General features: G+C 56.7%; 12 protein-coding genes and 1 tRNA gene. 9 read left to right on the top strand and 4 right to left on the bottom strand.

Annotation, left to right across the window (positions count from 1 at the left end):
• Positions 1-111 precede the first annotated feature (111 nt).
• A complete protein-coding gene (locus L6R21_22170) occupies positions 112-1,470 on the top strand; it encodes a hypothetical protein (protein MCK6561914.1) in 1,359 nt (452 codons plus the stop codon).
• Positions 1,471-1,499: 29 nt separating this feature from the next.
• Here L6R21_22170 and L6R21_22165 read toward each other — a convergent pair whose 3' ends face one another.
• Genes L6R21_22165 through L6R21_22150 form a run of 4 tightly spaced genes read right to left on the bottom strand, consistent with a single transcriptional unit; the run spans position 1,500 to position 10,875 of the window.
• Complete coding sequence (locus L6R21_22165) at positions 1,500-3,884, bottom strand: protein kinase (GenBank protein MCK6561913.1); 2,385 nt, start codon at positions 3,882-3,884, stop codon at positions 1,500-1,502.
• Between the two features lie 29 nt (positions 3,885-3,913).
• Positions 3,914-5,554 (bottom strand): protein phosphatase 2C domain-containing protein, encoded by a 1,641-nt coding sequence (locus L6R21_22160; protein ID MCK6561912.1) that lies wholly within the window; start codon positions 5,552-5,554, stop codon positions 3,914-3,916.
• 23 nt (positions 5,555-5,577) lie between these two features.
• Entirely contained in the window at positions 5,578-8,124 is a 2,547-nt protein-coding gene (locus L6R21_22155; GenBank protein MCK6561911.1) for an FHA domain-containing protein, read from the bottom strand.
• A 51-nt stretch (positions 8,125-8,175) separates the two neighbouring features.
• Positions 8,176-10,875, bottom strand: a complete 2,700-nt coding sequence (locus L6R21_22150; protein MCK6561910.1) for a protein kinase — start codon at positions 10,873-10,875, stop codon at positions 8,176-8,178.
• 854 nt (positions 10,876-11,729) lie between these two features.
• On the opposite strand from L6R21_22150, the gene L6R21_22145 reads away from it, so the two are divergent.
• The 8 genes from L6R21_22145 (at position 11,730) to L6R21_22110 (ending at position 24,449) form a co-directional block, all read left to right on the top strand.
• Positions 11,730-11,806 (top strand) — tRNA-Met (locus tag L6R21_22145).
• A 745-nt stretch (positions 11,807-12,551) separates the two neighbouring features.
• Positions 12,552-13,688: a CRISPR-associated ring nuclease Csm6 gene (gene csm6 / locus L6R21_22140; protein ID MCK6561909.1), complete on the top strand. Its 1,137-nt coding sequence runs from the start codon at positions 12,552-12,554 to the stop codon at positions 13,686-13,688.
• Between the two features lie 99 nt (positions 13,689-13,787).
• A complete protein-coding gene (locus L6R21_22135; protein MCK6561908.1) occupies positions 13,788-15,494 on the top strand; it encodes a hypothetical protein in 1,707 nt (568 codons plus the stop codon).
• A gap of 14 nt (positions 15,495-15,508) precedes the next feature.
• The gene (locus L6R21_22130) at positions 15,509-17,176 is read left to right on the top strand and encodes a hypothetical protein (protein ID MCK6561907.1); all 1,668 of its coding nucleotides are present in this window, start codon (positions 15,509-15,511) and stop codon (positions 17,174-17,176) included.
• A 1-nt stretch (position 17,177) separates the two neighbouring features.
• Positions 17,178-19,724, top strand: a complete 2,547-nt coding sequence (locus L6R21_22125; GenBank protein MCK6561906.1) for an RAMP superfamily CRISPR-associated protein — start codon at positions 17,178-17,180, stop codon at positions 19,722-19,724.
• Positions 19,721-21,478 carry an RAMP superfamily CRISPR-associated protein gene (locus tag L6R21_22120; GenBank protein MCK6561905.1) on the top strand — a complete coding sequence of 586 codons (1,758 nt, stop codon included), beginning with the start codon at positions 19,721-19,723 and terminating at the stop codon, positions 21,476-21,478. Before L6R21_22125 ends, L6R21_22120 begins: the two co-directional genes overlap by 4 nt.
• Positions 21,475-22,128, top strand: coding sequence for a hypothetical protein (locus L6R21_22115; GenBank protein ID MCK6561904.1), 654 nt, complete (start codon positions 21,475-21,477; stop codon positions 22,126-22,128). The genes L6R21_22120 and L6R21_22115 overlap by 4 nt, the downstream gene beginning before the upstream one ends.
• Positions 22,101-24,449, top strand: a complete 2,349-nt coding sequence (locus tag L6R21_22110; GenBank protein ID MCK6561903.1) for a TIGR03986 family CRISPR-associated RAMP protein — start codon at positions 22,101-22,103, stop codon at positions 24,447-24,449. Before L6R21_22115 ends, L6R21_22110 begins: the two co-directional genes overlap by 28 nt.
• Positions 24,450-24,453: the final 4 nt, after the last annotated feature.

Genomic DNA, 24,453 nt, shown 5'->3' with positions numbered 1-24,453 from the left:
CCTTTCTCCCGGTTCGCGTCGCAGCACGAGCGGTGGCGCGGTTGGCGCGAATCAGACTTTCATAAACTATCATTCTTGCTGTAGATCACCGCAACGACGAGGAGTGTTGTTGTGAGGCATTCTCTCAAAAAGGAATTGGGTGTGTGGGTGGGGAGTTTGTTGCTGGCATGCCCGTGGGCAGCACTGGCGCAAAGCGGGCTTCCGCAAGCCGCCGGCATGATCAGCTCGCATGATCCGCTACCCGAGCCGGCACTGGCCAAACCGGCCAAGGGTGCGCGCTATCGAGATCCCGTGTTCGGCACCACGATCATGCGGCTGACCGACGCCGCGGCACAGGGCAGCGACGGCTTCATCTGCTATTATGCCAAGCTCAACCCCTTCAATGCCGATGAATCCCGGATTCTCATCTATCGCCGCGGCGGCGAATGGCACGTCTACTCGATTGCCGGCGCCTATCTGCAGCGGGCGCCGGTGAAAAACACGCAAACCGATCCGCAACCGCGCTGGCATCCCACTGATCCCAATCGGCTCTACTGGTTTGATGCCAACAAAATCATGGTGCACGATTTCGCCAGCGGACAGACCAGTTTAGTGCACACTTTCCCCGAATATCAGTTTGTCACCGATTTCGATGAGGGCAACTTCAGCCGCGACGGCCGCTATGTGGGATTGGCCGGCAAAAATTGGCCGTGGTCCACCGGCTTGCAGGAGTTTTTTCTATTCGATCTTGCCAGCCGGCAGCGGGTGGGCGCGACCATCGCCGCCACCGGCCATACGGTGGATTGGGTCAGCGCGTCGCCCTCGGGAAAGTATCTTGTGGTTTTGGTGGGCGCCCCGCACGGCGACGGGCAGTGGCAGGGCCTGGATGTTTATCGCGCGCCGAACCTCGAACTCATGCCCTTTGCCTATTACCCCTTCAGCGATCACGCCGACTTGGGCTATGATGAAGAGGGCCAGGAAGTCTACGTGACCGACAATGCCGAAGCCACCTATCCCGACCGTCTGCGGCACCTCGAGAAATACCGCCTCGACAACGGCGAGAAAACCGATCTGCTCGGCTGTGCCTGGGGCTTGAGCCGCCTGGTTTCCTGCCGCAACTTTGACGTGCCCGGCTGGGCGATCATCAGCACCTACAGCTCGCCCGAGCATCTTGCCGATGAAAACGTGCACCCTTTCGATGACGAGATTTTTGCCGTGAAACTCGACGGCTCGCGCCATGTGCGGCGCATCGCGCATCACCGCAGCCAGCGCTTTTCGGTGGGGGATTATTCCTACAACATCTATTGGGACCAACCCAATGCGGTGATTTCCCGCAGCGGCAAATTCCTTCTCTTTAGTAGCAACTGGCGCAAGCTCGGCGGTCCGCAGGATGTTTATCTCATCGATTTACGCGAGCAAGAGGGCTGGATTGCAGGCGTGTCACCAGATGATAAGTCGCCGCTGCCGCCGCAGAACGTGTCGGTTCACTGAAGCGACGACCGGCCTCGGCGCGGCCGGCTTCATTCATTGCGCGATTTCAGCATGCGGCGGAAGGAAAACAGGGAGGCGGCCGGACCGGCTGGCGCGGCGGGTTGATCGCTCGGCAGCGATTGTTCGAGGGCGACCTGCAGCGCGGCTTCCAACTCCTCCAGGCTCTTGAAGCGGCGTTGCAGCGAGCGGTCAGCGGCACGCTCGATGATGCTGGCGAGCAGCGCGGGGATCTCCGGCTGGAGGCCGGTCAGCACGGGTGGTGGCAGGTTGTGGATATCGGCCGGGCTTTCCAACTCTTCCTGCTTGGCGAAGGGCGGCTCACCCGCCACCAGTTCATACAAAATCATCCCGATCGCATAAATGTCACCAGCCGGCGTGAGTGTGCCGTGCAACAGCCATTCCGGCGCGCAATAGCGCCAGCCTAAGCCTGCCGGCCGTTGCGCCGCGCCGGGCGTTGCAATGAATTCCGGCACGAAGAAGTCGGTGATCTTAAGCTCGCCGTTGGCCATCAGCCAAACGTTGGCGGGCTTGAGATTGCCGTGCACGATTTTTTGTTTGTGCGTTTGCTGCAACACCCGGCAGATTTTGATGCCGATCGCCGAAGTCTCGAAGGGCGAAAAACGGCCTTTGTTTGCCAGGCTCTGTCCGAGCGAAGAGCCTTCGAGATATTCCCGGACATAATAAAACAGGCCATCCTGATAGCCGAGATCGTAGAGCAATGCCAGCCCGGGTTGTTCCAGGCGGCCGAGGCGCTGCAACGCTTTGATCATGTGTTCGCGCTGTGCCGGGTTTTGCGCCAGGCGCAGGCTGCGTTGCGGGCTGAGCGCCTTGAGGATGACGCGCCGCTCCAACTGGCGGTCGCGGCCGCGATAGGTGCCGGCAGACCCGCTGTGGCGCAGCCGTTCGACCACCAGAAATTTTCCGAGCTGATAGCTGCGCTTTTCTTCCACATAATCCAGCGGATTGTACCACACCGCTTCATAGGCCTCGACACGGAATCCCGGCAGTTCGGAGACATAAGTCCCGCCCAGGCGCGCGGCCACCGTTTCCACATTCATTTCCCGTTCATAGAAGCTGCGCTCAAACAGCAGGCGGCTGCCGGGCGCATGCTCGCGGCTGCCGCCGGTTTGCTGCGCCGCCACCAGATTGAGCGCGAGATGCAGCGCGGCAAGTGCGTGCGCGGCGGAAGCGGCCTCCGGCGGCACGGCATGCACCACCATCGACACGGCCAGCCGGCTCGCAGGCGAAGCGGAGAAATTGTAGTTCTCGATCTTGTGAAGCAGCTCCACGGTGGCCTGCGCCAGTTGCAGGGATTCGCCGGCCACGGCAATCATGCCGTCGCTGAGCGTGAAACACACGGCATTCACCGCTTTGCTGAGATATTTTGCGGAGAAATTCAAGAAGCGGCCGGCGAGGTTTTCCGCCAGTTGCGGGCTGGTTTGCTGCGCGATCTTTTCGAGATTGCTGATCTGCAGCACCATCGCGCGCAGCGTGGCGCCGGGCAGATGCAGGCTGGAGGCATCCATTCCCAGATCCGAGGCCAGTCGCGCAAACAGTTCTCCCGCCAAACCAGCGGAAGTGAGCGGCACGCCGGCTTCCGCGGTGCTTGCGGCGGTGGCGAGCGGCGCGGCCGCCGGCAGCGGCACGGCCGGCTGCCAGCCGAGCAAACGCGACTCGACCAGGCGCAAGGCATATTGCAACTGGCAAAATTCCCGCACCAGCGTCACGCTGTTCAATTTGCCATAGGCCGCCAGCGCGCGATTGATGACCTGCGCCGCGGCCGGCGGATACCCCACGCCCTCGGGCTCGCGATGAATGCGAAAGGCGGCGGTGAGTCCGCGCAAGCGGTGAATGACTTCGGTATGCGGGCTGACGGCTTCGAGGCGCTCCAGCAGCGTTTCCGCTTCGCTCTCGCGGCCGAGTTGCCAGGCGAGCTTCTGCAGGCGCGACAAATTGCCTGCGTCCCGGCCGCGCTCCAATTGCACGACCTGTTTGAGCGCTTCATAAGCGTGCTGCAGTTGATTCTGGCTTTGGAAATAGAGAAAGAAGGATTGATAGATGTCTTTCTCAAAGGGAGGTTGGAAGGCCAGCGCGCGTTGATAAACGCGAAAGGAGAACCCGTCGAGCGCGCGCTGCGCCAGCAAAACCTGGCAGAGCTTCAGGCACAGCTCTTCCTCCTGCGGAAAAAGCTCGAAGGCGCGCTCGTAGGCGGCTTTGGCAGAAGGGGAATAATCGCGGCGCGCGAGATGGGCGAGGGCCAGTTTGTGGATGATCTCCGGCGACTCGGCGCCGGCCTGCAGCAGTTGTTCGAATTTCTCGATAGCGTCCGCATATTGGCCGCGGCTGTAGTAGGCCTCGGCGAGCGTTTGGAGGATGGAAATGAGACGATTGGCCTGTTGGGGTAAATTGGTCATCGTGAATGCGAACGCGCAACGAGGTGTCCTTAGTTCTGCCGGTTGAATTCCAGCGGTTTGACGTCACCCTCCAGCACTCGAATGTTTGCGCGTTGGTGCATGATGCGGCCCAGGCTGTCTTTGATCGCAATGGTATACTGGCCGGGGCGGAGGAAGAATCCGACATCGGCAACCTGGCGCACCGGCCCGATCAAGGCCTCATTGACAAACAGCAAGGCGCCGTTGTAGCGCGGCCGGTTCAAGCCGGGCAAATAAATGCGGCCGCCGGCCTGCGGCACCAGACTGGTGGTCTGCGCGGTGGCGCTGTTTTCCTCTCTGCGCTCAACGAGATTGGGAAAAGCATTCGGTTCGTTTGCTGCGTCACCGGCCTCGGCCGTGCCTGCTGCTTGCGGACTACGCGCGCTCCCGGTGCCTGCCGCGGGCGGCGGCGCTGCTGCCTGCGCGCGATTGGATTCGCGTTCGCTGGCCTGCAGAGAATCTGCTGCACCGCTGGCTCGTTGCGACGCCACCGCCCGTGCCGTGCGCGCCGGCGCGCTGGGCGCGGGCAAATCGAGCAGGCTGCTGTCGAGCTGCACCACGGTGATGCCCTCGCGCGTGTTGGCATCACTCGCCGGCAGCAGCCCGGCATGCGTTTCACCGGCATTCCCGGCTGCGGCATCGGCCTCGACCTGACGCCCGAGAAACGAGCGCATGACGCCAAAACCGGAGGCGGCCAAAACCAGCACCAGCGCGCCCGCCACCAGCAGTCGCCGCGGCGAGCGCTGTTTCCGTTCCGGTGAGGCCGCCGGCACCTCGGCGTGGCGAAATTGTTTTTTGATGAAGCGGTCTTCCAGCGGCAACAGCTTGGCCGGCTCGTTGGGAATGGTCATTTTCGCTTCGCCCCAGGGCGAGGCTTTGTTCGGCACTTTCTTCACGCGGGCCGCGGCCGCGGTGATGTTGTCGGAGCCGTTGGTTTCTTTGGCGCGCTGCACCAGTTGCTCGACGCTCTTCTGCAGACCGGTATCTTCGCGCGGCGCGAGCGCTTTCAGAATCTCCTGCTCGGGCAGCGCATTGTGCAGGCCGTCGGTGCAGAGGAGAAAGGTGGTGTTCGAAGTGAGCGGAAACCACTGCACATCGATCTTGACCGAGAGATGGGTGCCGAGCGCGCGGGTCAGGACGTTCTTCTTGCGGAAATGATGGGCCTCCTCCGCGCTGATGTCCCGGTCCTGCAACAGTTCATTGATCCAACTGTGATCTTCAGTGATCGGCTGGATCTTCTCGCGCGTGAGGCGGTAGATGCGGCTGTCGCCGACATGCACGGCGCAGGCGGAATGATCGGAGAAGGCCACGGCGGCGAGCGTCGTGCCCATGCCGCGCAGCGCTGGATCCTGCTCCGCCATCAGAAAAAGGCGGCGGTTGGCCAGGCGCGCGCCCAGCACCAGCCGCAGCGCGAGCACGGGCAGGCGGTCGGTGATGTCCTGCCCCAGCCGCGCGATTTCGGCGAGGTCGGGATAGAGGAAAATGTCGCGCACGGTTTCGCCGGCAATGCGGCTGGCGGTTTCGCCGGCTTTGTGGCCGCCCATGCCGTCGCACACGATGACCAGATTCTTCTTTTTGGAATAGAAGAAGAAATCCTCGTTGCCCTCACGCACCGTGCCGCGATCGGTCGCTGCCGCCATCAATATTTCCATGACACGCCTCGTTCCCTCGGGATTCAGCTTTTGGCAAATTTACGCCGGCGCTGGCGCAGCAGGAAATTGCCGAGATTCGCCAGCAGGATCACGCCGGCGCTGAAAATCAGCGTGGCATCATAGGCGCCGGTGGTGCGCTCGACGTAGGTGACGGCGGCGCGATTGGTGGCATCCGCGTAGCGCTGGCCCCAGACGATCGTGCCCGCGGCCACCCGGCGATTGCTGCGAAAATCATTCACCGTGCCGTCATAGTTGAGCACCAGAATGTCCATGGTGTTGTTCGCGCCGGCATCGGCCAGCAGCGGCATGTCCGCGGGATGCTTGAGCGCTTTGTGCTCCTCCCACAAGATGCCGCCGTTGCGGCCGTCGAGAATTTTGATGATCCCCAAAAGTTCGACAATGACGACGTCGGTGTGGCGATCCTTGTTGAAATCGAACAGCGCAGGCAAATGCAGAATCGAGCCGCTGCTGACGCGCCACAGACTGCGTTGCTGCTGGCCTTCGCGGCCCGCACCGGAAAACGCCTGCAGCGAGCTGTCCGCGCCCACCACTACCACGTCGCTGCGGCCATCGCCGTCCACATCACCCAAACTGAACGGGTAATTGAACTCGGTCACCGGCATGCCCGCGGGCGCCAACGCGCTCCACCACAACTCGCGCGCCTTGATCTTGCCTTCCGGGGTTCTTTCCGAAATGTCGATGGTAACCAGATTCCCCTGCATGCTGGCGACCACCAGATCGGGACGCTGGTCGCCGTTGAGATCCGCGACGCCCACCGGATAGCGGATTTGATTGTCTTCGTTGTAGCTGCCTTTGAGTTTGTTCAGGCTGAGATTGACATCGACCGTGCCCGCGAGGCGGCGCTCGGCGCCGTCGAAAATCAGCACCAGCCCGCGATCGGTGCCAATCAGAATTTCGTCGCAGCCGTCATTGTTCAAATCCGCGGTGGACAGCGGCGCCTGCGAGACCAATCCCATTTTCACCTCCACCCATTCCGGCTTGAAGATGCGGGAATAGCCGATTTCGAGTTTGCCGTCGGCGCTGATCACCGCCACATCCGGGCTGTCGTTGCGGTCAAAGCGGCCGACGACCGGCGGCCCGATGATTTTGGATTCGAAGAACGGGCTGGTCCAAATCTCCGCGCCATGCAGGCCATCGATGGCCACCAGATGCGCATCCGCGGTCAGCGCCACGAGATCGTCATTGCCGTCGTCGTTCAAGTCCGCGGCGGTGGCGGGAAAACTGTGATCCAGCACGATCCCGCTCGATTGCCAGAGCCGGCGCCGGCTGCGGCCGTCGATCGCCGCCAGCGTGCCGTTGCTTTTGGTGACCACCAGATCGACATACTTGTCGGCATTGATATCGGCCAGCAGCGGCTTGGGCGGAATGCGGGTGTCTGATTTCGAAAGTCTGACCGTGTTCTTTTCGACGTCGGTCAGATCGATCTTGGTGAAGATCTTGCTTTGCACCTGCAGCGGGTCGGGCGTGTGCGTCACCACGGCGCGCGCCTGCCAGGCCAGCACCGCGAGTGCAAACGCGATGGTGGTCAGCACGCCGGCGCCGATATTCATGGCGAGCGAGCGGTAGCGCAGCCACCAGGCCCCGGCGCGCCGGGGATAGGAAAAATCCCAATTGCCTTCGGCGACAAAGCGGAAAATCGTGCTCTGCTGGTCGCTCACGATTTCGATCTCATCGCCGGGCGTGATCAGCCATTCATCGGTTTCGCTGAGCATGTCTTGATTCAAATACGTGCGGCTCTTGCTGCGCTTGTCGCTCAGGTGGAATTTGCTGTCGCGATAGGTGATGGTGGCGTGGCGGCGGGAGATGCTGGGATCGACCTCACCTTTACGGTTCTCGCGGATGACGATATCGTTCAGCCGGCCATCACGGCCGATGCGCGTTTCACCAAAATTGACCTGATAGCGCTTGCCCAAATAGGGGCCGTAGATCGCCAGCAGGTAATAAGGCGACTTCTCGACTTCGCGGCCGGCCTGAAAGGCGTCTTTTTCCTCCTCGGCGGAAACCTGCTCCAGGACTTCGGAAAGCTCCTTTTTCAGGCTGTCGGCTTTGAATTCCTCGGCTTCATCCAGCCGCTTGATGCGATCCTGGTCGCTGGGTTCGCGGATGTCGAAGAAATGAGGCTCGCGCGGCCGTTCGCCGGGGCTGGTGGCTTCGCCCTGCACCACGTCGATGACCGCGTCTTTGACATCGCTCCAAAAATCATTCACCGAGCCGCGGCCGGCGCGATCGCCCGCCGGCGCCTCTTCCGCCTCCAGCGGGTTGCGGAAGACCAGCGTGTGATCGCCGAGTTGAATCGCATCGCCGTCGTGAATTTCGGTCTTGTCGTGGAGGCGGCGGTTGTTCACCTGCGTGCCGAAGGCGCTCTTGAGGTCGCGCACAAAGTACCGGTTGCCCTGGCGCTCGATATGCAAGTGGTGCATCGAAACCTGGCGGTCCGCGATGACCACATCATTTCCGGCCTCGGAGCCAACGGTGAAAACGGAGTTGGCGCCTTTCAACTGAAACTCCGCCAACACCTCCGCCTTTTTTTTGAGAACCAGCTTGGGCATGATCTCTTCTCCCTTCCCATGGAAGGCTGTGACATTAATCCCTTAACGCAATCAGGAAACCGACTGCAGTTTGAACACCAGGCGCTTGCTCGTGGCGCTGACCTTCAGCTCCTTCACCGCCAGACGATAGCCGAATTTTTTGACGCGAAAGCGGTATTGCCCCGGCGCCAGCTTGTTGAGTGCCGTGCCGCTCTCCTCGGTTTGGCCGAAGAAGGAAGGCACGGCATTGGGCTGGGAGAGCGGTTGATAGCTGATTTGCACGCCGCTCAGGGGCGCCTCGGTTTGTTCATCCTGCACCACCACTTCGACGTCGATCCGCTCACCTTCCATGCGGGCAATCGCGATGTTGCCGGTGGGCGGGATGGTCAGGGTGTAGTCCTGATAGCCCTCCTTCGAGAGAATGGCGGTGTAGGTGTAGGGCAACAGGGTCAATTCGCACGGCGTGGTCGAACGGGTGCGCACCCGCTGCCCGCCGGAAATCAACTCCACCACGCGCGCGCCGATGTCATTGTCGCCCGGATCGGATCCGTCTTTGGCGAAAATGCGCACCACGCGCGACAGCACCTCGTGATAATTCGAAGGCGTGTTGGCGTCGACCGTAATGCTGAAGGACTTGGGCAGAAAGCCGGGCTTCTGCAACGTGATGGTGTGGCTGCCGGTGGCGAGCAGGATTTCGTTGCTGTAGCCGGTCATTCCCATCGGGCTGGTGCCGTCATTGACGTAGATTTCGGCATGGTCCGGCACGGAGGTGACGGTGATGGCCTTGGCAAAAATGCCTTCCAGCGCGTAATGCTCGCGTTGCTCCTCGATGCGTTGAAAACGCCACAGCCGCCGGTCGGTGATGGTCTCGACACCCTCCAGCGTGTTGAGCGTGAAGCCCTGCAGCGGGGAGAGACCTTCTTTGCGCATTTCGATTTCCAGCGGATCGCCCACTTCCCAAACCACCCGGCAGGGCGTGAGTTGGGTATATTTGACATTGTTCAGGAAGACCTCGGCGCCCTCCGGCTTGGAGGAGATTTCCAGGATGGTCTTGAAGCGAAAAACATAGGGCAGATTTTGATCGCTGGCGCTCTCGCCGATGATCGAAGCACGGCCTTGCGGCGCCACTTGAATCGACCGCGTGATCGGCTCAAAGCGCGGCAGGGTGAGCGTCAGCTTGTGCACGCCCGGTGAGATTTTCTCGATCGCCAGCGGCGTGGTTTTCGGCAGCAACCGGTCGTCGAGATAGACCTGGGCATTGGGCGGAAACGATACCAGTCGGATGGCAGGCGGAAAGAGAAAATCGTAGATCGACGCACCCCAGCCTGTCCAGCGGGTGAAGGTATCCACCAGCGTGAACAGCAGAAATGCCGCCAACACGCCGCCGACCGTCAGAAGAATCGTCTTCTTGTGCGAGCGGGCGGAAAGGCGAATCACATCGATGATGGTGCGGACTTCTTCCTCTTCTTCCTCCTCGGCGATGACCTTGTAGAAGGCAACGTCCTGCGGTTCGCTGCCGTTCTTGGCGCGCTGATCGGCATCCTCCGGTTCGGGCGTCAGTTCGAGCTCTTCGGGAAAATCCCGCCGCGCAGATCCCCGGCTCCATTCGAACTCGTCCTTCTCGCCGCCGCCGCCTTCCGTTTCCAAGCGCGATTGCTGAAACGAAGCGTGGGTCTTCGGCGCCGCCTCGAAGCCGGCCTCAGTGCTGTTTTCTTCCACAAAGAAGCCGCTCGAGTTAGCGGGTTCCTCCAGGCGCTGGCCGGCACTTGGCGTTTCGACCAAGCCGCCCAGCGGAGCCGGCTCCGTGGCCGCGTCCGCAGCCGCGCGCGATTCGCGCGCCGGCGCGACGCGCTCCACCCTGTTCGCCAGTTCGAAGGCATAGTCCATCGCCGGCGCTTGCTGCGAAAGGTAGCTCATCAGCTCCATGTACATTTGATTGGCCGATTGAAAGCGCTGGCTCGGCTCACGCTGGATCGCCCTTTCGACGATGTTGATCAAAGCAGCAGGCATGCGATTCTCCGCGAGCAGGGAAATGTCCCACTCTCCGTTGCGCAGATGCTGGATCATCGCCTCGGCGTCCTGCTCTTTGAAAAGTCGCTGTCCGGTCAAGGCTTCATAGAAAACCACGCCCAGCGAGAACAGATCCGCGCGCTGATCGAGACTGCCGCTGCCATTCACCTGTTCCGGCGCCAGGTAGGTCAGTTTGCCTTGTACCACGACTTCATTTTTGCGGTTGTTGTCGGCCTGGTGGCGCCGTGCGCTGGCCAATCCGAAATCGATGATCTTCACCTCGCCCAGACGGTTCAGCATGATGTTGCCGGGCGAAATGTCCTGGTGAATGAGATGCAAGGGCTGATGCGTGTCCGGGTCGCGCCGGGTGTGCGCATAATCGAGGCCGGCGCAAATCTCGGCCACGATGTAGGCGGCGAGAGAGGGCGGCAGCAGCGCCGGCTCCTTGCGGCTGGCGCGGATGAGTTTGCCCAAATCGAGGCCATCGACATATTCCATGATAATGTAGAACTGGCCGCCCTCTCCGCGCCGGATGTCATAGATGCGGACGATATTGCGATGATTGAGGCGGGCAATCGCCAGCGACTCAGCCTGGAAAATGTCGATGTATCTGGCTTCGCCGATCAACTCGGGAGGAATGGCCTTGATCGCGACCGGTTTGTCAAACAGGCGGTCACGGCCGTAGTAGATGACGCCGAATCCGCCGCGTTTGATTTCATAAATGATCTCATATTTGTCGTCCAGAACTTTTGCGACTTCCATGGACTCACCTTTCTGAAGCTCGGTTAGCGCGATGCAGGCCAGTGATGTAGATTGTGGGACTGAGGGACCATCGCCAGGTTGAGGGGAATGAAGCGGCTCTTCAGCCAAGGAGGAACGACCATGTTTTCATCCTAAATGCCCGACCTGACGCGCAGAACGCAAAAAGGTCGAGGCTGGCCGCGGCTTCGCGTGCGGCGTGTGGAAAGCACGAGGCCAAGAGCGATTCATCCTAAATCTAACTGGCGCATACCGTTCTTGCGGAAACACCTCGCCGTAACCTTCAATCAGACTTCCAATCTACGTCCAGGCGTACTTCACTTTGATCACGGCCTGCTAAACTATACCGCCACCTTTGTCACTTTGCGAATTGTCATGGCATACTTTCGGAGAAAGGCGGGAGTGGGCTGGGCAGAGCTAAACGGGGGAGAAATGGAGAGCTACCCCTGCTTGCGGGGTAAGCGTGTCCGGCATGTCAAACCGTCAGCTTTTTCCTGTGGCTTTATTTCTGCAGAGAGGACAAAACCTTGCGGCAAGCTGCACTGCCCTGCAATTGCAGAGTGTGGTAAATTCGCCGCGGTGAGGTGAGTGAGACTGCACGGAGTCATAGGCCATGTGCCGCCAGCGAAGTGTGAGTCAAGTGGAGCCGCATAAGGCACGGAATTCACTAGTAAGATGAACGGAAATGCAAGAGCTGCTTTCCCCAATCGCATCAAAGCATTTTGGTGAATTGCCTCTTGCCATTTCAAAAAACCTTCGGTAACAATATTTATGAGCCAATGCGGCCGAAGAAAATGGCAAGAAATAGCTTGATTTTCTGGCTGAATCTTCTATATTGGCAGGCGTTCACAAAACACCGCGGGGTGGAGCAGTCTGGTAGCTCGTTGGGCTCATAACCCAAAGGTCGCGGGTTCAAATCCCGCCCCCGCAACCAAGCCAAGTGAATGATTTTGATCAGAAAGGGAATCCCCGCGATTCCCTTTTTTGTTTTGTGGCCGGGACAGAGATGGACAAGTTTGTACACCTTTTGGCGCTGGAATGACGATAGAGATGCACGATGCCGGAATGACCCTGCCAGTAGCTGGCTCTCGTATTGAAGGGGGGATTCGCCTCTTGAGTTTCGTCACCCGCCCACTGAGAGGCCGCTCTGCCCGAGCCACCCAGGTGTTACTTTTTTGAGAAGCAGCACTTTTTGACTTGAATTTTGATTCTGCCGCAATATATTGCCCTGCGGAGTTGACTGAAGCAACGAGAGTTTCGGTCAATCCATGGGGAAGACAGAAGCGCCCGGTTTCTTGACTTTGGCCGACCGCTTGTGCCATCCCGACCATTTTTCAGAAGTGAAGTTTTCGCATCGGAAAAGAGGTCGGCATGACAAATTTGACCCACGTTTTCACACTCCCTGCCCTTGCGAGTCTTCGCGGGAAGAATTCCACCCTGGCTGAAATCCCACTACAATTCATAGAAGCAGTAACCGCCTACATGGCAATTATTCTGGTGCTCGTTCCAAGGAGATCACTTCCAGCGCGTCTCGCGGGTCCGACCTGAATCCCGAAAACTACTGGCCGGGCAGCCGTGAAGTATTCCGATGGTGGCCAGGTAGGCACCTCGATAACTCACGCCTTGCACAAAGAACCCAATCCATTCCGGAATCCTTGATGAAACATCACCTGTTGGCAATGCTGGGCTTGCACCCCAAGGTGCTGACTGAGACCCTGTACGGTTTGTGTGTCAAACGAAGGATCGCCATAACAAAGGTGATTGGCATAGCGAGTGGAGTGGCAAAACAAAAAATCGTTTCCGAGCTGCTGAATCCCGTTGCCGGTGAGTTTTACAAGCTGTGCCGTGAGTATCCCGAGTGTTTTACTGATATTCAGTTCTCGGCGGAAAGTGTGCGCGTGGCCTGTCTCGGAGGCGACGAAATAGCGGACATCGCCAACTCACGCCAAAGTCAGGCGTATTTGGATTTGATTATGGGATCAGTGATGGAAATGACCACCGACAAACAATTTTGTTTGCACACCGTTGTTGCGGGCGGCAGGCGCACCATGAGCGTCTATCTCGCGATGGTGATGCAGCTTCTCGCAAGGCCGCAGGATCACATGTACCATCTCTTTGTCGCGCCGTGGGAGGCGGAGACAAATTCGGATTTCTTCTTTCCGCCCCGCCAATCGAGGCCCATGACTACGTACGGCGGTCTGGCTTTTGATGCAAAGGATGTGCACGTCGAACTCGTAGAAATTCCTTTCCTGCGTTTGCGGCCGCATGTGCCCGCGGAGCTGCTGCGCTCTCCCGACTATCAGGACATTCTCGCGTGGGTGCAGCGCGAGGTGAATGTTGCACCCCAACTCCTGCCACTCAGCATTGACGTTGATCAGCATCGCATTTTGATCGGCGCTATTCCAATTCCCCTGGAGCCAGCGGAGTTGGCAATCTATTGGTATTTTGTCGAGAAGAGTGCCAAGCGCGATGAACGTGTTGCTCGGGAGAATTATGAAAGCTATTTCGAGAAGCCAAAGGCCGATGGACATTTCTCCCGCCAGGCTTCGGCGCGTATGAAGAGTCTGTATGAAACTCTGGTGCAGCGCCATGGCATGCGCAGCCGTTTTCTCAAAGCTTTCAGCAAGGAAGGCCGCATCGATTTGGAGCATCTACGTCCCCATTTCAGCAATCTCAAACGCAAAATCTGTGAGAGATTTCCGGAGGAGGATTTCCACCGGTGGTACGTTGTTTCCGCCATCGGTCCACGCGGGGACACATGCTATGGCATTCGGCTGGATCGGGAGTTCATTCGGCTGCCGGAGGCAAGATTGTGACAAGGTTGGGAAGGTGGGATTTCCACAAGAAGTTTACGACATTCATTGAACTTAAGCAGGCTTGCCATTGATAGCCTCGCTAAAGGAGAAAAATAAAAGATGGACCAGACAGAATACCGTAACGATCTCAAAATCCACTATTGGGAAAAATATAAAAAAACTCCGATTGATTCTCCTGAGCGTTGGCAGGATTACATTGAGAAGTTTCTTCCGCATGAGCTTGCACTCGCGTGCACGAGAGAGCCGCCACGACTACCTTCCACCTCTCGCGAGGCTCTGATCATGCTAGCGGGGCATTCTTTGGAGCCATTGCTCCAGTCCGTTTGCGCCTGGAAGCCGACGAAAAAGATTTTGTTATTGCTCAATGATTTTTACGGCACGAACCTCCGAGGCGGTGACTGGGGCAGTTTTGTAGCTGATCTTATTATCCAACTATTCGAGAAGAATCCAAAGCTCAAGGCTCTTGCGAAAACGCCGGAAATTGTATGCACCGTGCTCAAGAGCCACAAGCCTGAAGAGGTATTTCGTCAGGTCCGTAAGGAAGTTATTGATCTAGTGAAAGATTACACGCACAAGCAAGTCGTGCTCGACATCACCGGCGGCAAGAAGAGCATGGTGGCAGGTGCTTATCTTCTTGGCGCCTACGCCGACATCGACATTTCGTATGTCGATTTTGACGACGACGCGTACGAGCCTGAATTCAATCGGCCTTACGGAGACGCTTGTTATATTCAAATTCTCGAAAATCCCTACAAGCTGTTTGGGCTGCGCGAATGGCAGCAGGCGGAAAGGCTTTATGAGCAATATGCCTTTCGCAACGCGAGAGAATTGGTTGAAAATCTTCGCCGCAACACGGAGCAGTTCTTCACGGATGGAGAAAAGCAGGCTGCCGAAAAATTGATGGAGGCGTTGAAGATTTATGAGCTGTGGGAGAATGCGGATTACACCGGCGCGTTGAAGGATTACGTCGTTTCTCAATCTAAACCGACACCAATTAAAGCATCGGCAACTAATCAAAACAACAACGCTCCAAAACCCAATCAACCCCAATTCGTTATGCCCACAGCCGTTCAGGAGTTGAGCGATTGGCCGCATGCTGAGAAAGAAAAAAGCGCCGGAGATGCGGGTGCGCAACTTCTCAGGCAGATAACCAAATTACAAACGGGCAGGGAACAGCAAGGCCAGGTGGATTTGCCCAAATCGCTGTATCTCACGACTGACAATTTGCTGATTTACGCTCGTGATGAGTTAGCCAAAATTTACCGCCTCATCAAAAGGAACGAAGACTATCGCTCCGCTTTATTGCGGGCGGCCAGTTTGCACGAAGTTCTTTGTCGTTCAAGGCTGTTTATTTTAAAACGCCTTCGTCGCATAACGAAAAATCCCCCGCTGCGTTCCGAACAGGACGTTTTTAATTTTTTTACCAGGCTTGGGATGTGGCAAACAAATACCATCCTAAAAAGTGTGAATGCCTCTCTTCAAGAAAAATCTTATACGCTCAACCGTTCCGACCCTGCTGGAACGCCACCTCTCATCATCGAAGAATGGATTGCAGACGGCTTCAAAATGGCTGATCTTCCGGATTTGCGCAACAATGCAATTCATTTTTGCTTATCGGTTACAAAGAAGCTTGCGCAAGCCGCCTTTCGAATAGCAAAGATGAATTTCGACAATTTTCGTGACTTCTGGGCGGAGCATGGAGTGCAAACCAAAACCGCAATAGCTTTTGACGTCTCGGCGGTTTCGTGGGAAACTCTGTGCCGTGAATGTGGAATAGACTTCTTGCCTCCTGCAAGAAAATCATAGAAAGGAGCAAAACCATGTCGAGTTATCTTCTCGCGGCGGAAGCCGATAAGATTCAGGATCTGCTGTTTCGCTCCGCGCGACTGCGTGAAGTCGTGGGCGGAAGCCAATTGCTCTCGCGCTTTTGCGAGCAAGGCGCAGAGGCTTTATTGCAAAAGCACAAGGGCAATCCTAAAGATGATCTCATCGTCAATGACGGCGGCGCTTTTCGTATTCTCTTTCATGGCGATCATGCCCGCGACACCGCGATCAAGTTCGGGAATGATTTAGCGGAACTCTATCGCCGCTGCACGGGCGGCAGCTTGACGGTTGCCGAGCCTGTGCCTTATGATCCGCCAGCCTTTGACAAGGCCAATACAGAGGCGCACGACGAATTGCGCAAAGCCAAGAATCGCGGCGACATTGCCGCGTCCGTACTTCATCTACCTTTTACGGCGTTTTGCGCCTCGTGCGGCATGGGAATGGCGATTCATCACAAAAGTAGATTCGAAGAAGACGTAACCGAAAGGCCCAATTATCTCTGTCAAAGCTGTATCAACAAAGCTGTTGAAAGGGACCGTCAGGAAGGACTGCAAACCGACGTCGGCTTTCTCGACAGATTTCGCGAAACTATTTGGAAACAGGCCGGATGGAATGAAGGCGAGTATCCTCTGCGAAGACCCGACGGCGGCGATTGGACCGAAGCCATTGCCAAGTTCGATCCCAAGCGTTACGTGGCTTATTTGCTTGCAGATGGCAATGCGATGGGTGCAGTATTCAAACAATGCTCATCAAAGGAGAAAATGCGAGCACTCTCCCTGGCGCTATCACAATCACTGCGAGCGGCATTGGCTGAACCTTGCGTTGAACTTTTAAAGCGACAATTACGTCAAGAAGACAAAGACGTGCTGCCTGTGCTGCCGCTCATTTTAGGCGGCGATGATTTGTTCGCCCTTCTTCCTGCGCCGTGGGCGTTGGATTATGCCGCGCGATTTTGTTCAGCGTATGAAGAGAATATGAAAACAGCTTTGACCAAGGTCGGGCTTTTTGATCCAAACAAGCCTCCCATTCCCACCATTGCTGCTGCAGTCGTGATATGCAAAGCCAATTATCCCTACATGCTCGCGCACCAACGCGGGGAAAAGTTGCTGGCGCACGCCAAGGAAATCGCGCGCCGCCTTCAAATCGAAAGAGAAAAGTATTTTTCTACTCTCAATTTCGAAGTCATCACCGGTAATCAATTGGGCAGAGTGCCGGATGCCAAGATTAAGGGGCATTATCCGTCTCTGCGGCCATATTTTGTTTCAAGCACTCCGCTGCCGGAGGCGGGCTTGTCCGTCGAAAAAATTTTGAAACACCGTTTAGAGCTCAAATATCTGCCTAACAAACGCAGAGCCGAATTCGAGCAGTTTTATGATCCGGCGGATTTTCAAAACAAAGATTTCAATGAAGACGAATGGCTTCCGGGCTTTCAGGGCTTGCGCTCGCGAATCGCGCGCTCGGAAAGTCTATCGAAAAAATTGCGACAGGCTTTGATCGATCTCGGCGATGAAGCGCAAGCCGAGAAGGGATATTGGAAGCGGCTTTCGCTGCCGAGGAAACGAAACGATCAAGGCTATCATGGCCACGGCTTGCCGGACTTGCTCATGATGTGGAGCTACGCGCACAAGCTTGACGAGTCATTATCCAAATACGCGGGAGAATGACATGAAGCTGAACTTTCAACTCGAAATTAGAAGTGATTATCACATCGGCGCAGGACACGGTGTCGGCGCAGTAGTCGATTCTGCATTGCAGCGTGACCACGACCGTGTGCCGGTATTGCGCGGCACAACTATAGCCGGGCTGTTGCGCGACGGCATGTGGCGTTTATTGCAAATGCCGCCGCTGGAAAAATATTTTGAGGAGCATTGCAAATCCGAGAATGGACGCCGTGAGGCGAAACGCAGCGAAGCCGTGGCGTATTGCGCGGATTTGGAAAAATGCCCGTTATGTCGCATCCTCGGCTCGCCCTCTCAACCAAAAAATTGGCACATCTCCTCCGCGCGCCCCGGCAACGTGGTGAAACCATTGGATGCAAAATCCTCCCGCTGGCGGGCAGGGCAGACCGGAGCGCAGTTTGCTGCCCGTGTGCGTGTCAGCCCGCGCACGCGCCGAACCGAAGGCAGTAAATTGTTCATGCAAGAAGAAGGCGATCATCGTTTGTTGTTCCACTTCAACGTGACGTTTGCGAGAGATGACGAAGCAGCTCGCAAGGATGCCGCTTTGTTGTTCGCCGCGGCGCGCATGGTGAGAAGATTGGGATCGGCTCGGCGTCGTGGCCGCGGCCAGTGTGTGATTCACGTGATCGATGACGCCGGCCATGTCGATAAAACCGCCGAGCAAAAGCTGTTCGCGGATTTTAAAAAGTATTGGCTGGAAAAAGAGGCTGTCAACCTCGATGAGTCTCAGCGGGTGTGGGCGCCGGCAACCGGCAGCGGCGGGCCTAAACGTTTTCGCGTCATCATCCGCACCGACGAGCCGGCGCTTATTGCGCGACGCTCGGAGGCCGGCAATATGTTTGACGGCGTGGATTATATCAATGGCTCGACTCTCTGGGGCGCATTGGCAAGCGCGGCTGCGGAAAAATGGCGGTTCAGCGGTCGCGTCGATGCCGGCGCCGACGCCGCGTTTCGCGACAACCAAGCTTATCAGGCCTTTCGTCGTTTGTTCTTGCACGGCGAGGTGCGCATTTCTCCCTGTTACCCTGCAAACAAAGTGCTCACGAATTTAGGTCTAATGGTTCCCGCGCCGCGCGATTTCTTGACCTGCAAAGTTTATAAAGACCTGATGCCAAAGTCAGGCGACTTTCCGAACAATCATCATGTCGAAGGCTATGCCCGACAAGATGAAATTCCTTCGGAGTGTCCAATCTGCAAGGGTGCTGGACATGACGATGTCCCCATGGTTCCGGTTGAAGGTTATCTGCCGGTGAGAGCCTTGCCGCGCGGCGAGGAATACTTTGCTCCTGAGCGTCGCGATGAGCTGCATCCGCGCCTCAATCCGCACACGCAGCGAGTGAGCACGGGCGATTTATATGGCTACGTCGCGCTCGAAAGCGGCCAGTATTTCATGGGAGAAATTCTTTGCCAGGATGAAAACGCTTGGCTCGCTTTGCAGGCGCTCGCGGAAATTCCGAATGTGAAAACAGCCTTCACCCTGCGCCTCGGCAAAGCCACGCGGCGAGGCTATGGTCTCGTCACCGTTTTGCTGGAAGAGTACTCCGCGGTGGATCAATGGCGTGGCATGCCCATGAGTGCGCGCCTGAAAATGCCGGCGGATGGCTCGCCTTTGACATTTACTTTGACTCTGCTCTCGGATACGATTCTGCCGGATCATTGGGGACGTTTCCGCCAAACGCTCGATGATGCAGCTTGGATTGAAGCGTTGCTCAATGACGATAAAGAGTTGTGCGATGACGAGAAATTGTTCCAACTGGAGCGCGATCCCGAGAGCAAGCTTCCCAAAATCATTCACGCTTTTTGCAAAGCCGGCGCGGTGGACAATTTCAACAATCAGCTTGGGCTGCCGCGTTGGCGCGACCTTGCCATTAAAGTGGGCTCCGCGGTCGGTTTCAGAATCGTTCCTCCCATTTTCCAAAATGAGCAGGAACGTGAACAGTGGCGGAGCAAATTGCAGACGCGTCTCGAGAAGATCGAAAGCGAAGGCCTCGGCCTACGACGCAACGAAGGCTTCGGCATGGTGGTTTTCAACCATCCGCTTTACGATCATGGCGACATCGAGGGGACCACATGGAAAATCGAAAGCGAAATGAAGCTGGCTGAGCCGAAAGCCAAACCGGAAACCGAAGGCCATGCGGTTTATGCGGAATATGATGCCATCGGCAATTGGCAGCGAGAGTTGCGCTCCGACAAGGATATTGAGAGTTTGATAAGCGCGGAATGCACCAATGCGTTTGAAATTCAAAAATGGCAATCGGTGGCGCGCTGGTTGTGGAGTTCCGCCAGCCGGCCGATCTCCGAATTGCATTCGGAGATTGAACAATTCGGCAAGCCGGAGTTGTTGACCAATGTCACACGCGAGCCGAAAGAGCATTTTTCCAAAAAGCAAACGAAAGACGCCATTGCACATCTGCAAAAAAGATTGAAGACGCTTGAAGCCAAAGCCCACGCGCCGGTGTTGCGCGCCAAGCTCGTGCAAATGCTGGCCGATCGTCTCGCGGAATGTGTGGAGCAAAAGGAGAAACAATCATGAAATATCGCAGCATTCTCGGCAAATTGGTCGCGCGCACTGCGGTGCATGTCGGCACGGGCAAAGGCGGAGAAGTAACCGACGATCTTTGCCGGCTCGACGCGGAAGGAAATTACCTCATCCCCGGCACCGCGATCGGCGGCGCACTGCGAACCATTGCCACGCGGCTCGCGCCGCGATTGTTCGGCTCTTCTTGCCGCGCTTTGCAAACGGAGAACGCGCAACTCGACCAGAGCGAAAAGTCTTGCCCGTGCGAGGTGTGCCACCTTTTCGGCGATTTCAACCCTAGTGCCGACGATACGGAAGAAATTCGCGGCTATGCCTCGCGCCTTCTCGTTGCACATGCCTATGCCGCATTGCCGGAAAATTTGACGCCGCGCATTCGCGATGGTGTCGGCATTGATCGCGCCACGCGCAGCTCCGCCAGCAAAGCCGCGGCGAAATTCGATCTTGAAGTTTTGCCCAAAGGCACGGCGTTGCAATTGCGACTCGAACTCGAAGATGCGAATGAGAATGACGAGCGCTTGCTAGCCGCCACGCTTGCGGAATGGCAAGCCGGCCGTTGTTGGCTCGGAGGCCGCGTCGCGCGCGGCTTGGGCGCTTTTGATTTAACCGAGATAAAGTTGGTGGAGCGCGATCTCTCAACCGGCGAAGGCTTGCTCAATTTCCTGCGCGAAGATGAGCCTTGGAAAGCCGAGCATGCGGATGATGATTGGCTCGCCTCGCGATTAATCGAAGCGCAAAACCTCGTGCATCGCAATAGCATCGCTTGTGAATTTGCCGCGCGGTCATTCGTCAAAGTCGAATTCGATTTGATCATCGACGGCCCTTTTCTCACCAACGATACCATGGCCTCGACGCGCTCGGGTTTTGATCACGCGCCATTGCTCGATTTCATGAGCCCGACCGGAAGGCCGATTCTGCCCGGGGCCAGTTTGCGCGGCGCGCTTCGATCGCAAGCGGAAAAAATCGCTCGTACCTTGACGACGCAGGATGAGGATGTGAACGATGCTGAATCCTTCGGCAAAAAATGCCCGGCATGCGATCCCATGCGGCGCCGAGAAGATGAAAATGAGATAGCGGATCAAATTCCGCTTGCAAGCTGCGATGCGTTGCTCAAGAATGCCGAAGAGGAAGTTCCGGACGAGCATCTTTGTCTGGCCTGCCGCCTGTTCGGCAACACGCATCGCGGCAGCCGTTTGATCATTGAAGACGCGGAAGCTGACCCGAATACTCTGCGCAAAGTGCTCGATTTTCTCGCCATTGACCGTTTTACTGGAGGCGGCAAAGAAGGCGCGAAGTTCGATGCTTTGGCGCTGTGGCAGCCGCGCTTTCGCGTGCGCATGCAAGTGGAAAATCCGGATGCGTGGGAGCTTGGCTGGCTCGCTTTGGTGTTGCGCGATCTTGCCGAGGGCATGTTTCCCGTGGGCTTTGGCGGCGCGAAAGGTCTTGGCCGCGCGAAGATCGAATCGTTCCTGGTGAATTACTGTTTCATTGCTAAAGATGATTTTTTCGGCCCGCCCGAACTTGCGAATATCAAACCGAGCACGGGACTCTATCGCTTATTGATCTGGGATACGCGCGAGACCGATCAAAAGCAGGAGCTTTGCCAGCTCGCGCAAAAATGGGTCGATGAGTTCAACGCGACAAGGCGAAGTTTCAAACGGGGTTCCGATGATTTGTATTTGAAAGCAGATACCTACTTTGACGACAAGCTTGAGATTCCTAAACTTTATCCCAAGGAGGCTTGGCGATGACGCGAGATGCCATAGATTTTCAAGATGCCGTTGAGGAGTTGCTCGGCGACCCCGAGATTGGCAAAGACGACGGCGTCGCTATCTTAGGAGGAGTGTTGGAAGCGAAGGGAGGCGAAACTTTGGAGCATGCCGCAGCCGGCTTTTTGAAGCCTTGGGATTTAGCGCGCATGCCTTATCGCATTTGGGAATATGAGCATCGCATCACTTTCACCGAGCCAGAAGTGGCGGAGTGGAGCCTGCTTGAGCGTGGCCGCATCTTTGGTGAAGCCGGAGACTTGAGCTTGCGTCGTGACGGCAAGCGTTTCTTGTGGCATTTTATCGGGCAACCACAGCCAGCCACGCCGAAAGATGCCCAAGATTTTTGGAAGCACAGCCCGGAATGTCAGGCCAATCCCGATTTCAAAATGCGCCGTCGCCGGAAACTAGATGTCGCGTTGCTTTGGGGAGAATACGACGCGACGCGCAAGCGCTGGCACGACGATCGTGTGGCATGGGCGAAGTTGGATTATCCGCTCGACATTGAACAGCAAACAGAAAACAACGGCACGCGCGTGAAAATTGCATACGATCTCTTCACGGACCGCGGCCAAATCGCTTTTGTTTGGTGGAAGGAGATAAAGAAATGGCAACCGGCAAAATCAAACGCGTGATTGAGAGCAAAGGCTACGGTTTCATTCAACCCAGCCAAGGTGGCGAAGATGTCTGGTTTCATCTTTCCGTGGTCAAGGGCGACGTCAGATTCGAACAGCTCCAAGTCGGGATGGAAGTGGAGTACCAATTCAAAAAGGGACCGCGCGGCTTGCAGGCAACTTCGGTACAGGTGGTGATGGGTCAAGGCCAGGTGCCTGCGCCGCCGGAACGGCGTGCGCAGCCTCCTTATCGCTTTTTGAATCCCTATAACTTTGTGCGTTTCATTCCTCCCTCGAATGGCAAGAGTGAAATAAGTTCGGCGGATACGGCAGTAGGTTCGGCTTTGAAGAAGAAAGGATATATACAGCCTCAAGCCGGTAGCACGAGATCAAAAGAAGATTTGCTACTGGGCAAATGTCCGCCGCCGCCGCATGATCGCTATATTGGCGTCAGCGGCAAAATCATCTGTTTGCTCGAAACCTTTTCGCCGTTGTTCATCTCCAGCGCTGAGCGCATTGAGCACCGCCAGGATCACAATGCTTATGAGTTTTTCAAAATTGATGGCAAGCCCGCAATTCCTGGCTCGAGCTTGCGCGGAATGCTGCGCAGCGTGTTCGAGACCGTCACCAATTCCTGCTTCAGTAATTTAACGGATTCCCGACTCAGTTATCATCTGGAACCGGCCAAGGCGTTGAAGCTCGTGCCGGCGCGCATTGAAAAGAATGGCACCGACGCATGGGTTCTCCGCCTTCTGCCCGGCTTTACGGAATTGCGCCCCGGCAAACGGCCGGAAGGGCCTCAATATGCAGCTTGGGTGCCGTTATATTTGAGCAGCATGCTTCGCCCCAGCCGCAATGCGCAAAGCAGTTCACCGTACGGCTCGCGCACGGATTTGGCGCTCAATGGTTTCGAGCATAAAACGCAGTGCTGGGCCAGGCTGCGGTTGGTCGAGCATCCGCAGCGGCATTTCAAATTTTGGAACGTTGAGCAGCTTGCTCATTCTGAAGAACAACTGAGCCCTCTTCGTGATGGTGAAAGAAAAGCGCAGGGCTATCTTTGCATAACCAATCAAAACATCGAAAACAAGCACGATGAACGCTTCTTTTTCTGCGGCGAGGACCTGGAAAAAGCCAAAGTGATCTCGCTGAACGGTAAAGTAGAAGAAGACTATTTGACGCTGATTCAAGACTATCAAGATCGGCATCGCGACAGTGTGCAAAGTCGTATACGGGATCGCAAGAAGCCGGAACGGCCGGACGGCAAGGAGCCGGCGTACAGCCGCTTCATCGTGCATGAAAACGAGAGCAAAGCACTCCAGCATGGAGATTTGGTTTATGCCATGATCGATGAAAACAAGGAGGCGGAATTCATTGTGCCGGTATCCGTTCCTCGCGTTACTTACGATAATAGAATCAGCAAGCTTCTGCCCAAGTCTCTCAGTCCTTGTGAAAACTATGACGAATTATGCCCTGCTTGCCGTGTTTTTGGCTGGGTACATCAACTAGATGATGGGAACAAAGGCGACACGAGTAAGCACGTTGCTTACGCCGGACGCGTGCAGATTTCTCATGCCGAACTGAAGTATGACAATGGCACGCTGCCCGAGACGCCGCTCGCCATTCTTTCCTCACCTAAACCGACGACAACCAGCTTCTATCTATCCGATGGCCGGCAACAAGCGACTGTTGATGCTGATTACAATGATTCTAGTGCTTTGCTGCGCGGCAGAAAATTCTATCGCCACCACAAACGAGCGGAGGAAGAAAACTACTATCGCGCCGGCGGCCGTTGCGACGATCAAAACCGCACGGTTCGCGATGCGCTTGCACCCGGCGCGCGGTTTGAGTTCAACATTCATTTCCAAAACTTGGCACCGTTAGAACTGGGCGCGCTCTTGTGGGCTTTGGAGATGGATCAACAATGTTTTCACCGGCTGGGATTTGCGAAGCCGCTGGGCTTTGGTAGCGTCAAAATCACGATCAAAGAGTTGCAGGTGCTCGATCCCGGGCAGCGCTATGATTCCCTTGAGCATGACGGCTGGCAACCGGTTCCCAATTGGCAAGGCCGTTTGGTGGAAACCTTTAAGGCTGTCCTCGCGGATTTTCACCGCTGTGCCAACTTCGATGCATTGCCAAACGTGCAAGACTTGCGGGCGTTGTTGAGCGAGCAAGCTACGAACTTGCCCATTCACTATCCGCGTTCCTCACGCCGGCCCGATCCCGAAGGCAAAAATTTCGAATGGTTCATGGGCAACAATCGCTACGTGCATCAACCGCTAGCGCTGGCAACCGAAGATCGCGGCTTGCCGTTGATTACGCGGGATGGCGCAGTGGTCAATTGATACC

The organism is bacterium, assembly GCA_023150945.1.
GTDB lineage: Bacteria > Zhuqueibacterota > Zhuqueibacteria > Zhuqueibacterales > Zhuqueibacteraceae > Coneutiohabitans.
This window is presented reverse-complemented; position numbering and strand designations above follow the sequence as displayed.